Annotated in this window: 10 protein-coding genes; 4 read left to right on the top strand and 6 right to left on the bottom strand. The window is 46.9% G+C overall.

Annotated elements, in window-relative coordinates; translation table 11 throughout:
- Nucleotides 1-5: 5 nt before the first annotated feature.
- The 5 genes from Q1X33_RS02005 to Q1X33_RS02025 form a co-directional block, all read right to left on the bottom strand.
- Nucleotides 6-887 carry a sugar ABC transporter permease gene (locus Q1X33_RS02005; RefSeq protein ID WP_086294872.1) on the bottom strand — a complete coding sequence of 294 codons (882 nt, stop codon included), beginning with the start codon at nt 885-887 and terminating at the stop codon, nt 6-8.
- A gap of 240 nt (nt 888-1127) precedes the next feature.
- A complete protein-coding gene (locus Q1X33_RS02010) occupies nt 1128-2519 on the bottom strand; it encodes a glycoside hydrolase family 1 protein (protein ID WP_010747779.1) in 1392 nt (463 codons plus the stop codon).
- Nucleotides 2512-3387, bottom strand: a complete 876-nt coding sequence (locus Q1X33_RS02015; RefSeq protein WP_005225513.1) for an ROK family protein — start codon at nt 3385-3387, stop codon at nt 2512-2514. Before Q1X33_RS02015 ends, Q1X33_RS02010 begins: the two co-directional genes overlap by 8 nt.
- A gap of 3 nt (nt 3388-3390) precedes the next feature.
- Complete coding sequence (locus Q1X33_RS02020) at nt 3391-6069, bottom strand: alpha-mannosidase (RefSeq protein ID WP_194185455.1); 2679 nt, start codon at nt 6067-6069, stop codon at nt 3391-3393.
- Between the two features lie 73 nt (nt 6070-6142).
- On the bottom strand, nt 6143-7432 hold the full coding sequence (locus Q1X33_RS02025; protein WP_015509307.1) for a glycoside hydrolase family 125 protein: 1290 nt from the start codon (nt 7430-7432) through the stop codon (nt 6143-6145).
- A 155-nt stretch (nt 7433-7587) separates the two neighbouring features.
- On the opposite strand from Q1X33_RS02025, the gene Q1X33_RS02030 reads away from it, so the two are divergent.
- Together Q1X33_RS02030 and Q1X33_RS02035 are read left to right on the top strand one after the other, a co-directional pair.
- A complete protein-coding gene (locus Q1X33_RS02030; RefSeq protein ID WP_096741437.1) occupies nt 7588-8640 on the top strand; it encodes a substrate-binding domain-containing protein in 1053 nt (350 codons plus the stop codon).
- A 5-nt stretch (nt 8641-8645) separates the two neighbouring features.
- The gene (locus tag Q1X33_RS02035; protein WP_096741438.1) at nt 8646-10796 is read left to right on the top strand and encodes a GH92 family glycosyl hydrolase; all 2151 of its coding nucleotides are present in this window, start codon (nt 8646-8648) and stop codon (nt 10794-10796) included.
- Between the two features lie 85 nt (nt 10797-10881).
- Here Q1X33_RS02035 and Q1X33_RS02040 read toward each other — a convergent pair whose 3' ends face one another.
- The gene (locus Q1X33_RS02040; RefSeq protein WP_096741439.1) at nt 10882-11688 is read right to left on the bottom strand and encodes a Cof-type HAD-IIB family hydrolase; all 807 of its coding nucleotides are present in this window, start codon (nt 11686-11688) and stop codon (nt 10882-10884) included.
- A gap of 172 nt (nt 11689-11860) precedes the next feature.
- Here Q1X33_RS02040 and Q1X33_RS02045 point away from each other — a divergent pair, with 172 nt between their 5' ends.
- Together Q1X33_RS02045 and Q1X33_RS02050 are read left to right on the top strand one after the other, a co-directional pair.
- A complete protein-coding gene (locus Q1X33_RS02045) occupies nt 11861-12856 on the top strand; it encodes an ROK family protein (protein ID WP_301969512.1) in 996 nt (331 codons plus the stop codon).
- Nucleotides 12857-12893: 37 nt separating this feature from the next.
- On the top strand, nt 12894-14735 hold the full coding sequence (locus Q1X33_RS02050; RefSeq protein ID WP_194185454.1) for an FAD/NAD(P)-binding domain-containing protein: 1842 nt from the start codon (nt 12894-12896) through the stop codon (nt 14733-14735).
- Nucleotides 14736-14924: the final 189 nt, after the last annotated feature.

Raw genomic sequence — 14924 nt, forward strand, 5'->3', positions numbered from 1 at the left:
CCTCCTTAGAATAATGCTGAATCTGGTTCTAGTTTACGAACAACCAAATTCGCTGTTAGTAATAGTAATGCCCCAACCACTGACTGATAAAGGCCGGCAGCTGCGGTCATCCCGAAGTCGCCTGTGGCAGTCAGTCCATTATAAATGTACGTATCTAAAACGGAGGTGACTTGGTACAACGCCCCAGAGTTTCGTGGGACTTGATAGAAAAGTCCGAAGTCGGCACGGAAGATCCCACCGATGTTCAAAATCAACAAAACAGAAATCATTGGAATCAGCTGTGGCAACGTCACATTTTTGATCTGCTGCCATTTGCTGGCGCCATCGACCATCGCGGCTTCGTAATACGTCTGATCGATCCCGACCACTGACGCATAATAGATGATGCTGTTGTAGCCTAAGCTCTTCCAGACATTCATAAAGACGAAAATAAACGGCCACCATTTCGGATCAGCATACCAGTTGATTCCTTCACCGCCCATACCCGTGATCCATTGGTTAATGATCCCTTTGTCTGGACTCAAAAAGGCATAGACAAAGTACGAAATAACCACCCAAGAAAGGAAGTACGGCAACAGGGACATCGTGTGATACACTTTTACCAAGCGCTTATTGCGCAGCTCACTCATAATAATGGCAAAGGCAATCGCAAAGAATAGGTTGAATGCTAAAAATACGATATTGTAGAGTAGGGTATTTCTAGTGATCAGCCAAGCATCATTGGATGCAAATAAAAATTTAAAGTTATCAAAGCCGACCCATGGGCTTTGTTTCAAACTGGCAAAAAAGCCGTCTGGTGAAATGTGGAAATCTTTGAACGCCACCACATTTGCGAATACAGGTATATAGAAAAAAAAGATAAACCAGACAACACCTGGCAAAGCCATCAATATCAATGCTTTGTATTGCCAGACATTCCTCCAAAACCCCTTTTTCTTCACATCTCATCATCTCCTTCATGCTACTAGAATAACGCTTTCATCCCTAAAAAATAAGGAACAAACTAAAGATAAAATGAAACAAATTAAAGGTCTTTGTTTATATTTTGTTTTTATTCTCTAAAAACCTGAAAAACGTCCTACCTTTTGCAAGATAGGACGCTTCATTGATTTGTTTTTTATGAATGATCAGTCGACAAAGCCGTTTTGTAGAATCACTTCGTGGAACCACTCACCAGACTTTTTGATGGTCCGTTTTTGGGTAGCCAAATCGACAGCAATAAACCCGTAACGATTTTTGAATTCATTCAGCCAAGACCAATTGTCCATGCAGGTCCACATGTGATACCCGCGGCACTGGCTGCCTTCTTGGATCGCTTGGTGAACATACCGCAAATGATCTTTGATAAAGGTGATACGGTACTCATCTTGGATCTGACCGCTGGCATCGATAAAGCGTGTTTCATCTTCGACCCCCATGCCGTTTTCTGAAATATAACAGGGGATATTGCCGTAGTTGTCTCGTAGGTTGATCAAGGTATCATAGATGCCTCGTTCATAGATCTCCCAGCCTCGATGGGGATTGATTTTCTTTTCTGGCCAATCATACACATCGAAGTAATCTTCTGGCATTGGTGTGTCCGCTGTTTTGGCAGAACGCTTTTGCTGCACCCGCCGTGGCTGATAATAGTTGACCCCCAAGAGATCGACCGTGTTTTCTTTAATGATCTGCAAATCTTCTGCTCTGGTTTCTGGCATGATCGCCAACTCGTTTAAGACAGCGATCAATTCTACAGGAAAGGTGCCTTTGACCGCTGGATCTAAGAAGGATCGGTTAAAAAAGGCATCTGCCAGTTGCGCCGCTTGGACATCTTTTTCATCGTTCGGATCTTTCGGATAAGTCGGTGTCAAATTCAAGATGATGCCGATTTCGCCTGATTGCTGAGATTGACGGAAGCGTTGGATCGCTAAGGCGCTGGCGAGTGCTTCATGGTAGCCGACTTGCACCGCATGTGCCAAGTTGATTTCTGCTGGGTAATGCTGTTGATACAAATACCCCATCTCCACTGGCACGATCGGTTCATTTTGCGTGAACCAATGACGGACTTGATCACCGAACAACTCAAAACACAAAGCAGCATAATCTGCAAATGCTGTGACAGTCTCGCGATTGAGCCAGCCGCCTTCTTTTTGCAGTGCCATCGGCATATCAAAATGATACAAATTGATGAAGGGTTCGATGCCATTTTCGATCAAAGTGGCGAAGTACTCGCGATAAAACGCCACCGCTTGTTGATTGACCGCCCCTCTTCCTTCTGGCAGCAAGCGACTCCACTGGATCGAGGTTCGAAAAGAATTAAAGCCGATCTCTTTCATCAACGCCACATCTTCTGGGTAACGCTGCAGCAGCTGGACGGTATCTTTTGGTCCCCGTTTTTGATAAAAACGTTCTGGCTCCGTTGCGTACCAATAGTCCCAAATCGAATCACCTTTGCCATCATCGGCCGTTCGTCCTTCAGTTTGCGGACCGCTGGCAGCAGCTCCCCACCAAAAATCTTTAGGAAAATACAGGTTAGTCATGGGCAGTCACCTGCTCTTTGCCTAACAAGAGACAGCCGATAATCCCGCTTTTGTTCGGCAAGCCCCAAGTGACGATGTAGTCTTCCACTGGTGGTGTCTCCATATAGCCTGCCATTTGTTTTTGGAAGGCTTGTTGGATTTGAGCGAGTAGATGCGGCTGATTCATGACCCCACCGCCTAAAATGATTTTCTCAGGTGCTAAGGTCAACGTGATATTGACCAGCGCTTGCCCTAGATAAAAGGCCTGCAACCCCCAAATCTCGTGCGCTTGCGGCAAGTCTTGTCCTTTGATCCCCGTACGTCCTTCTAAAGAAGGCCCTGCGGCTAATCCTTCCAGACAGTCGCCGTGATACGGGCATGTACCAGCATACGTATCTTCACTGTGACGTTTGACATAGGTATGACCGATTTCTGGATGACCGATCCCCTCGAAAATCTTTCCTTCACGAACGACTCCTGCGCCAATGCCGGTTCCTACTGTCAAATAGACACAGCTGTCTTTGCCTTGCGCCGCTCCTTGGCGTAATTCCCCATAAGCGGCAGCATTGACATCTGTTGTCCAAGCAAATGCTGTCTCTGGGTAGCGCTTCTTCAATGCACCGAGAAAATCGAACTGCTGCCAGCCCTGTTTCGGCGTCGCTAGTATGTGGCCATAGGTCGCTTGGGTTGGATCGATCCCGATCGGACCAAAGGAACCGACCCCTAATGACACGAGATCGTAGGGATCGAAAAAGGCAAAGATCGCCGCTAACGTTTCCTCCGGTGTTGTCGTTGGGATCGACTCTTGGGCGATGATCGTCAACTGTTCATCGGCAACGGCACAAATCATTTTTGTGCCGCCGGCTTCAATTCCTCCATAAACCATCATTTCTCACTCCTTTACTCCAATGGTACGAATTTCATATGGGTGTAATTGCTGATTGACGGTCGATGCTTGTTCTTCCTCTAAAAGGTTCAACAGACAGAGCGTCGCCTGCTCTTTTTGCACGTGAAAGGCAGTGGCTCGATCCGCCAAATTATAGCCCCGCAAAACGATCTGCTGGTCTTGGCGATTGCGTTTTAAAGCGGTGATAGCTACCGTCGTTCCATGAGCTTCCATGTATTGGTTGCTGCTGGCTAGCTTGCCTTGATGCTTGTCGGTCTGACTTGCCGTCCAAGGAACTTGGGCAGCTTGTGCTTGGCGATACGTTTCATAACGTTCTTCAGGAGCCCCATGACAGGCTACACCGTATTCAAAGGTGTGGCTGCCTAAGCATTGCGCTTCTGGTGTTGGGAAGTAGCCCCAATCGCCTAGCTCTCCCGTACAGCGCAACAAGGTCAAGCAGATCTGATCCTTCACGATTTCATATTCGTTCAAACCAAAATTAGAAACCGTCATGCCGCCAGTTTCATCATGCAAGTTGACAAAGGCGTGCTGATGCTGCGGATTTGTTGGGTTTTCCCAATGACTGGAAACCTGATTCGGCCGTTTTACGACTTCATAAATGCTGTCAGCTTCATGGAAATCCGTGATGATCCCTGTTGGGAATAACACCCGCAGTCGGTGATCTTTGCTTTGGTTGTTGACGGTGGTTTTAAATGCCAGGCGGTTGCTGGTTCGTTCTAAGCGAATCTCCGTCTCGATCTTGAATGCAACCAATTCTTGACTCCGCTGTGCCTTACGGAAACGGAAATCGACAACTGCTTTTTGTTCTTCTAACAAACGGTCATCTGCTGAAACGGGAATCTGCAATTCTTGCGTCAGTCGCACGATCCCCACCAGTGGATCGTTTTGTTCGATCGTCACGTGATGCGGAAATTGTGTCGATAAGATTGCTTGATCCCCTTCTGGTTGTTTGAAGATGTACTCATTGGCGATATCCCCCACATCCTCGAAAACCAGTAAATTGCGATACGTTTTTTGGGTTGCTTTGTCTGTAATCGTCAAGCTGCCGTTTTCAGTAATGACGGCTTCCAAATGTGCGTTGGCAAGTTTGCGCCCTCCTTCTGAAACGATCGGGGCGCTCTCTACTGGCGTAGCGGCTTTTTCTACTAGGGCAAAGGTCTGCCATGAAAATTCTGGCAACTGGTTTGCTTCAACTTGGACCTTGACAAAGCGTTTCATGAAAGGAATCCGAAAAGCATCTTTAGGCAATTCATAGTCAAAAAGGACCTCTTCTTCACTGATAATCGCAGCAACAGGGTTCCCCTGTTCATCGATCACCGAATAAGAACCTTTTGGCTTCGCCAACAATTCGTGGTAAAGCTTGCTTGGCAATCCTTCACGGAATGTTTTACGCTCAAGTTCGATCACGACTTCCACTAAACCAGAACGGGTGCTGCCAGTGGTGTTGAAGACCACGAAAGGGCGACTCTCCTCAGGAAACTGGCTCGTGTCGATGGCGGCTACTAAATTGCGTAACGCTTCATCTGCCACGAACTTGCCGATTTCATTGGCTTTTTCAAAGCGCGGCATCATTTCTCGGTGTACTTCGTCCACTGAACAGCCGCAGATACTGTCGTGAGGATGATTTTGCATCAGGGTTTTCCACGCATGATCCAACATATCGTGAGGATAGCTGCCGTTTGCTTCATAAGCCATAGTTGCTAATGGCTCCGCAACATTTTCTAATTGGCGGGAAACCTTTGTATTCCATTGTTTTAGATAAACTCGGGAAGAGGCGGTATTGGCTAAAGTATACCAACCATCGGTTTCTTGACTGGTCAATTCACCTGTGACAGTTCCTAGGTCATCTGGCAGATCTGCTTGCACCGCTTCAAGGTATTCGGTAAAGCTGGCGTGTTTGAATTCATACTCTGGGAATAGCTCGTTGGCTGTACGAATCGCTGCCGAAATGTCTTTTTGGACGGGTTGATGATCGACCCCATTCATCATTAAGTAATGATTGGTGGCACCAAATTTTTCTACATCTTGCAGTTTTTGTGTCCAAAAAGCTTTGGCTTCTGCTTTATCCACTGGAATCTCATTGCCATTGGAGTACCAGTTGGCAAAAAGTAGACCAAAGATTTGACTGCCATCTGGACCTTCCCAATGCATTTCAGAATATTGGGAAGTAAATTGATCATCGGGTAAAACTTCGTTGTCAAAGCCGATCGGTTTGACGCCACGCCCAAATGCAGCACTTTCAAGATTGGCTTGCAGCATCATTTGCGGAGTTTGTCCCATATTGCCGAAAGTATCTGGGAAATACCCCAACATAACGGGGGTGCCCCACTTTTTGCTTTCTGCCATTCCAATCAGCATATTACGGGTGTTTGATTCGGCACTGATCAAAAAGTCATCTTGCAAAATATAAAACGGACCGATCTGTAATTTCCCTTGTTTGATGGCCGCTTTGACCGCCTCGCGTTTTTCAGGCCGCACTTCTAAATAGTCATCCAAGATGATCGTCTGTCCATCTAGATGGAAGCTGTGGAACTCAGGGTCATTTTCAATTAATTCTAAAAGATCATCCATCAATTCCACTAGCCGCATGTGATGCTGTTCGTAAGGCATGTACCATTCCCGATCCCAGTGGCTGTGTGAGATGATATAAACTTGTTTCTTCATTGATTTTTACTCCTCGCTGTTTGCGTCGTTGGACTGCTTTTTGTGTCACTCGAATGGTGATGGGTCGTGCTGCTTATTTTTCCACTCGGATATCGAAATAATCCATAACCAATTCACAAAACATCATGTTCGCCCACGAGAACCATTCTCTCGTGTATTGCGAAGGATCATCGACATCGAACCCTTCATGCATCAAATTTGTACCCGCATCTGTCGCCACTAACTGATCCAAAATTCGTTTCTTTTCTTCTTTGTCAGTGGTGGTCATCCCTTCCATTGCCATGGCGATCGGCCACACATAATTTTCTGGCGTATGAGAGCTACCAATGCCTTTGGCGTATTTCCCTTCATAGAAATACGGATTTTCACTGCTCAACAACGTTTTACGGGTTTGAAGATAAAGGGGATCTTCCATGCTGCCATACCCCAAGTAAGGGGCGGCGATCAAATTCGGCACATTGCTGTCATCCATCAGGGTGCCATTGCCGAATCCATCCACTTCATAGGCGTAGACTTCTTCGCCAGCTTGGTTCGTGGTCAACCCATATGCTTTAATCCCTGCTTCGATATCTGCTTGCAATTTTTTCGCTTGTGCCACGATCGCTGCATCTTCTAAAACCGTCGTAAAGATTTCTTGGATATAGCCTAAGACCACCACCGCAAACATATTGGAGGGAATCAAATAGCCGTATTTGCAGGCATCATCACTTGGTCGAAAGCCTGACCAAGTCAAGCCGACGGGTTTCACTGGTGCGCCTTTGCCGTCATGAGTCAAGGTATCTTCTTTTCGCCAGGTATCCCGTTCAAAGCGATATGGAGACTCCTCATGGTTTTGTTCTGTCACAAACACCTCCAAGGCTTTTTTGATGCCTGTTACAAAATCATCATTGAACTGATCGGTTCTGCCTGTGTTTTTATATAGCAGATAGGCCAGTTGGATCGGATAACACAAAGAGTCGATCTCATATTTGCGTTCCCAGATCCAATCGTTCATTTCTGTATCGTCTGTTTGGTGGCCAGCGCCATTGGCTGATTCGTTAAAGGCATTTGCGTAAGGATCGATCGTAATATAGTAGAATTGCTTTTTAACTAACCCGCTGATCATGCTTGCTAAGTCTTCATCTTCTTTGGCGATCACCAAATACGGACGAACTTGTGCAGTGGAATCTCGCAGCCACATGGCTGGAATGTCCCCCGTCAGTAAAAAGGTCGTGCCATCCTCATGACGCTTGACCGTCGTTAATAGTGTATTGGCAAAGGCTGCGTTAAAATTTTTCGCCCAATCGGCATGCGTTTCTCCGCATAGATCCGTAATCGTTTCCATAAATGTTGCTACTGAAGTTGGTATTTCTTTATAAACCATTCCATCACCTTCCCTGATTTGATATATCAATTTACGAACCTAGTATATCATGAATTAATTGAATGTCTAGCGCTTTTTCAAAATAATTAAAGGGTTTTCATTTTTATTGGTTTATGGTATGCTAACAAATATGATATATCAAAAGGGGTTTTCTTATGAAACAACCATTATATAAAAAAATTTACGCGGAGCTTCACGAAGCCATCGTTGAAGGGCGATTAGCGCCTGGCAGTCGTGTCCCTACTGAAAAAGAACTATCTGAACAATACCAAGTCAGTCGGATCACCTCTAAAAGAGCCTTGACGGAACTGGAACAAAATCAGCTGATCTATCGCGTGCAAGGCAGCGGCAGCTTTGTCCGAGAATTGAAGGAAAAAAAAGCGACTGGACGAATTTTGTTTGTCTTGCCCTTTGCCAATGATCTCTCTTTAGGAAACTTTACCGAAGGCATTTACCCCGTGATGCAAGAACACGGCTTTGAACTTTTGATGACACCAGTGGATTATTTGGAAAAAACGACGGCAGCTGAGCTGATGCAAGAATTCGACGGCCTGATCTATTACGCCAGCAATACGTTTTCTTACTATGACTTGCTGTTCGAATGTGCTGAAAAGCACTTTCCTATCGTGACCTTAGATAAAAAGCTGCATGAGTTTGATTTTCCAGCGGTGATGCCAGATAACTTTCAAGGCGGACAGCTAGCCACGGAGCATTTACTTGCGTTGGGGCATCAACGGATCGCTTATATTTTTGGTGATACCCATCATCCGCAATCCGTCCGTCAGCGTTATCTAGGTTACATCGATGCGCTGAAAAAAGCCCAAAGAACCTTTCGCACCAAGCTCGACGACACGGCTGCCAGCATCGCGAATGCGCTTGCCTACTTGGAAGAACATCAGGTCACGGCAGCCGTCTGTGAAAATGACTTGATCGCCATTGAATTGATGCGTGCTTTGCGCCAAGCAGATTTGCACGTCCCTGCCAACATTTCCCTAGTTGGTTTCGATAATATCCAAGCCGCAGCCCTCGTTGATCCAGCACTAACGACTATCGGGCAGAATTTTGCCGAGATGGGGCGCTTGGCAGGAAACCAAGTGATTGAGAAAATCAACGCTGCGAAGGCAGCAACCCCAGTACCAACGGAGACGACCACCCATCTAGTGGCGGTTTCTTTGATCAAAAGAGAATCAACCCAATTAAAGGAGTGAACCAAGTGAACGTATCAATGATCGACACACGACACGGAACAGACAACCAATATAGTTTTTCCCACGGCAACTGCCTGCCTTATACAGGGGTTCCTTTTGGCATGAACTACTTTGCCCCGCAAACCAGCGATCAACGCGGCAGTTGGTGGTTTCATCCAGAAGATCGAACCTTTCAGGGCTTTCGCCTCACCCATCAGCCTAGCCCATGGATGGGGGATTTCAGCCATCTGACGATGCTGCCGATAAACGGCACGCTTTCTGAAAATACCCTTTTCCATGCGCAAAGCTCGTATCGTCCCGAAGAAAGCACCTTTAATCCAGCCTTTCTTAAAATCAAGACGCAGCGGTATTTAACAACAACGACTTTGATCCCCAGTATGTATGGCGGTGTGCTGACTATTGAAAACTGCGGGGATCAGCCAGGTCTTGGCTTGTCACTGCCGGGTGACTATGTCTTAGAACAGGTGGATGAACAAACAGTGGCTGGTCAACTGATCGTATTTTCAGGGTGCGAAGATGAACGCTTCACCTTCCATTTCGTCTATCGTTTTGAAACACCCACCACGGCGATCGAAGGTGCCTTGACAGGCAAAGAAGCCTTCGTCGTTCTCCGCTTTGATGATTGCCAAACACAGACGATCCGTTTTGCGACCTCGTTTCTCAGTCGCGAACAAGCTTGTTTGAACTTGCAACGGGAACAGCAATGGGCTCCTGACGATTATCTGGCTTCTGTCCAACAGCAATGGAATCATTTTTTGCAAAAAATCGAGATTGAGCATCACGATCAAACACAAGTTTCTACTTTTTATCATAATTTTTATCGCTTATTCTTGTTTCCTCAAACCTTCTTCGAAATCGACCAAGAGGGCTGCAAAATGCATTGGGATACCTTGGCAAAAGCAATCAAACCAGGACCACTGTATACAAACAACGGCTTTTGGGATACGTATAAAACTGTCTACCCGCTCTTTTCACTCTTGGCTGTCGAACAATTGGAAGACATGCTGGAAGGCTTTTTGAACAGTTATCGCGAAAGCGGCTTTTTACCAAAATGGCTATCGCCAGATGAGCGTGGATTGATGCCAGGGACGCTGATCGATGCCGTGATCGCTGATGCCGCAGTAAAAGGCATTCGTCCTGATTTGATGCCCGAATTTTTAGCAGCGATGAAAAAAGGCGCCACCGTCCAAAGTGAAAATCCCAATTATGGTCGGCGCGGCACGACGGACTATTTGACTTATGGGTATGTGCCATTGACGCATCATGAATCGGTCAATCACACCCTTGATTATTGTTACAGTGATTTTTGTATTTCACAAGTCGCGCAACAGCTGGGTGACGAGCAAGCAGACTATTATCAGCAGCAATCGCAAAACTACCGCAACATTTTCGATCAGGAAACTGGCTTTATGCGGGCAAAAGATCCCGATGGTGCCTTTCGTCCAGAATTCAGTGACATACGCTGGGGCTTAGACTATGCAGAAGGCAGTGCGTGGCAAAGCAGTTTTGCTGTTTACCATGATTTCGCTGGCTTGATCGCCGAACACGGCGGCAAAGCGGCCTTTGAAGCAAAACTGATCGACTTGTGCAATCAAGAACCTCGCTATACGACAGAAGGCTACGGCTTTGAGATCCATGAAATGAGCGAGATGGCTGCACTCGATTTTGGTCAGCTGGCGATCTCCAATCAACCAAGCTTCCACTATCCGTATCTATTCAGCTATTTGGGCAAACCAGAAATGGCACAGCCCTTGATCAAGCAGCTATTGACACAATGCTTCAATTACTCGCCCAAAGGCTTTCCTGGCGATGAAGACAACGGTAGCATGGCTGGTTGGTACATTTTCAACTCCTTGGGCTTTTATCCAGTCACACCAGGGACGGGGGAATATGTCATCGGCATGCCATTATTTGATCAAGCAACACTACATCTTGCTTCAGGCAAAGACTTAGTGATCAAGAGCACGCCCAATGCGCCGCAACAGCTCTTCGTGGATAAAATCACATTGAACGAAGAACCCTTCGAGCGATTGTTTTTCACCCACCAAGAATTGACTGCCGGTGGTACATTGAACTTCCAGCTAGGTATCGTCCCTCGCAGCAAAGAGTGGTCAGCCGATGCCTATCCTTATAGCGTCAGTCAACCACATGCATAACGAAAAAACCGCGCCTTAGCAACAGGCAGCACTCTACTTTCAGTCAAATGAAAGTACGTGCTATCCCTGCTAGGGAGCGGTTTTTTTATTGGTTCATTTGTAGCGGTAACAGACGTTCGATGGTTTTCAGCACGCCATTTTCATCGTTTGACTTGGTCACAAACGCTGCCGCTGCCTTGACTTCCTCAAAGGCATTGCTCATGGCGAAACTAAACGTGCCAGCTGCCATCAACTCCAAATCGTTCAAGCCATCGCCGAAGACCATAGTCTCTTCTGGTGTGACGTGCAGCAATTCTTGCAAGTGTGCCACAGTCGTTCCTTTGTGGACGCCTTGATTGGTGATATCGATCCAAGCGGCTTCCGAAGCCACGATGTAGGCGTCGTTTGTAAACTCACCTAACTGTTGGACATGCTTAAAGCAACGTAGTTTGGGATCAAAAATAGTGAGCTTCACAAAATCTTCGGTGATGGTTTGATAATCCGTCACCGTTTTGACCACCCGATAAGAGCCGCGAACTTTCTGGGCATCTGCTTCATTGGTCGTTTCCGCAATGTATGCCGCAGTCGGTGTACAGGCGATGATCACATGATCTTGCGCAATCGCAGCGAGCTTCGCAATGATCCGCCGCCCTAATTCGTTTGGCAGCAGTGATTCAAAGATGTATTCGCCTTGATGTTTGATGCGGGTCGCGCTATCCCCAAGAATCCAAACATCCGCTGCTGCTTCACCAAACAGTTCTTCCACTCGTTCACACTGTTTGCCGGTACACGCAGCAAAAGCAACACCCGCTTCTTTCATTTGTTGGCTGACTTGTTCATAATAAGGCCGATCAAAACTGCCTTGGCTGTTCAAAAATGTACCGTCTAAATCTGTGATGACTAATTTGATCATACGTTTCTCTTCCCCTCTACCTCGTGTCCTCTTTATGGCGAACCACTTAATTAACATTGTTAATTAAGTATACTTATTTTCAAGTTTTCCGTCAAGTCAGTCTTTTAAAAACTTTACATCGTTCCATCCCGTCGGTATACTTAATTAAATCACTTCATTAAGGAGAACACCTATGGCTTCTACCACCCATTCCATTCGCCAGCAAAACAAACAGCTGGTTTTAAAAACCTTATTTCAAAACGGGGCATTATTCGCCTCCGATTTAGTAAAGAAAACCGGCATCAGCATGGTCACCACTAACTCATTATTAAAAGAATTGTTGGCAGAGGGGGAAATCACTAAAGGTCCGCTGGAGCAAAAAGAGCTAGGGCGCCCTGCTGTGACCTATCAGCTCAACCAAGACCGAGGTCATTCTCTTTTGCTTAGCTTTATTGATCACGATGGTTCCTTGGCTCTTTGGTCCATGCTGATCGACCGCAAGGGGAAGGTTTTGGCAAAACACGACCAGCCGTTTCCTGATGTTGCCCCTCATCGCTTTCAAGAATGTGTAACGAACGAGCTAGCATTATTTCCCTCTGTGGAACAGATCGCCCTCTTTTTACCAGGAAAAATCAGTGGAGGAACCGTGACTTCCAGCTGGTATGAAAAATTCAATGGCTGGCACCTGGCAGCCCTCGTGGCAGAGGTCACTGCACTGCCCTTCTACTGTCAAAACGATGCCCATATTTTAACGATCGGCTATTGCATCACCCAACAGATCTCTTTGCAGCAAACCATCGTCGGCATGTACAATCCCGAAAAAAGCATGCCTGGTATCACGCTCCTGGTCAATGGTGCACTTTTAGAAGGAAAAGACGCCCTAGCGGGAGAGGCAAAGTTTTTGCCCGGCTACTTGGATCAAGGGGCACCGCAAGACCGCACGGCTTTGGTTCAGCGCCTGACAAGCTTACTGCCATTTTACAATGCAGCTTTTGCCCCCCACTGTATTATTTTAGCCAGCAGTGATGCAGTAAAAACCGATCTCTTAGACGCGATCCAAAAAAATCCATTGCTGCAGCAACAACCCAATCAGCCTGCTTTCCATTATATCGATGCCATCGAGGAAGCCATGGTGCTAGGCATGCACTGGCTGATTTTCCGCAAGACACCTTTTGACTTAGCCCGTTGATGACACAAAGACCATAGAATAATTGAGGCGGTGTGATATGAAAATAGCTATCATTGGTGCTGGTCCTCGTGGACTTTCACTTTCAGAACGACTGATCGCTCATAGCAAACAAAACAAACAAGCCATCGACTTGCTGCTGTTTGATCCCTTTCTTCCTGGGGCAGTTTGGCGCACGGACCAATCGGCGGATCTGCTATTGAATTCTGTAACCAGTCAAGTCACCCTTTTCACGGATGACACATTAAGCACCGGCGGTCCCGTGGTCAAAGGACCTACCTTATACGAATGGGCAGTGACAGAAGGGAAACATTTCGCAGCCACGCATGCTCCTGAGCTCGTTACGGAATGCACAGCACTTGATTCACTTGATCCTAACGGGCATTGCTCGCGGGCGTTATATGGCCTCTATCAGCAGTGGTTTTATCAGCAGCTATTAAAAGAGCTGCCTGAATCCATTACCGTCAACCATCTGTCAGACAGTGTCAGCTCCTTGACCCCTCTTTCCAAAAATCGCTACCAGTTGACGACGGCTCACCAAACATTTCTTGTTGATGCCGTCGTCTTAGCTACAGGCCATTCACAAGCCCAACTGTCAGCAGCAGAACAACGATTGGCGGCGGCCGCAGAAAATAATGGCTGGTTTTATGCACCGCCAGCCAATGCGGCAGATACGGATCTAACGGCGGTGAAAGCTGGCGAACCTGTGATTTTACGGGGACTAGGACTTGCCTTTTACGATTACGTCACCCGCTTGACCAGCGGTCGGGGCGGCACCTTCGTCAAAGTCAATGGATCCCTCGTCTATCAACCTTCTGGTGAAGAACCACAAATCATCGCAGGTTCTCGTCGGGGTGTCCCATATCATCCTCGTGGCCGCAATCAAAAAACACCGACGCAGCAGCGAAAGCCCGTTTTTTTGACCCCTGAACGCCTCGCTGCTTGGCAAGCAGCCAAAACGGTTGCTGGCAAGACCCTACTCTTCTATTTAAAAAAAGAGGCAGAACTCGTCTATTATCAGACGCTGCTTTTAGAAAAACAGCTGCTGGACAAAGATCAGCTTGCCGCTTTTACCGCCGCCTTTGTTGCCTCTGAAGGAGCTGAAGACTTGCTGAAAAAATGGCAGCTTCCTACGACGGAGTGGTGGTCATGGCAACAACTAGCCGACCCCTTTGCTCAGAAAAAGCAACAGTCGTTGCAAGACTTTTTCATTGCACTATTACGTACCCAAATCCAAGATGCCGAAAAAGGCAATCTAACAGGACCTATCAGCAGTGCCTTGGAAGTCTTTAAAGATCTGCGGGACCCGATTCGGTTTGTTCTCGATCATCAGCTAATGCCAGTACAAGACTTGAAAACACTCTTTTGGCAGTCTTTCGTTCCCTTGAACAGCTTTTTATCGATCGGACCGCCAGTTCAGCGACTGCAGGAACTGGTGGCATTGATGGAAGCGGGAGTGGTGACCTTACTAGGTCCTGACATGACTGTTGAGATCGAGGAGGCTTACTGTACGTATTCAAAGCGATTTGACGACACACGCTATCACGCGACGCAACTAATTGAGGCTCGCATTCCATCGACAGCGATTCGTCGAACCAACAATTCCTTGTTGCGGCAACTGCTAAACGATCGGATTATTCACCCGCACCAGTTGGCGATCCCCAATGAGGTGCCTTTTGAGACGGGTGCGATCGCCATCGATCCTGAGACCAATCAGATCCTCGGACCAGATGACCGCCCTTACCCTACCCTCTATTGTTTTGGGATTCCCACAGAAGGCATCCACTGGCTGACGGCTGCCACTGCTCAGCCAGGAACCGATGCTTGGAATTTACGGCAGGCGGACCAGATCGCCGCTGACCTCTTGCACCACACCTTCTAGTCGCTTCTGTTCTATCAAACGCAAACTTCCGAGGAAACGCTTCGGAAGTTTTTTGTTTTTCTTTCGCAAATCCGCAGAAAGGATTTCTCTTTTTTGAATATTCTTGAAATTTTCTTTAATTGTTACACGAAAATTGCGACAGTCCTAGAAAACCGTTACAATGGAAGAAACGAACGTAGGGAGGTTATC

It is taken from the genome of Enterococcus sp. B2E4 (assembly GCF_030499455.1).
Classification (GTDB): domain Bacteria; phylum Bacillota; class Bacilli; order Lactobacillales; family Enterococcaceae; genus Enterococcus_D; species Enterococcus_D casseliflavus.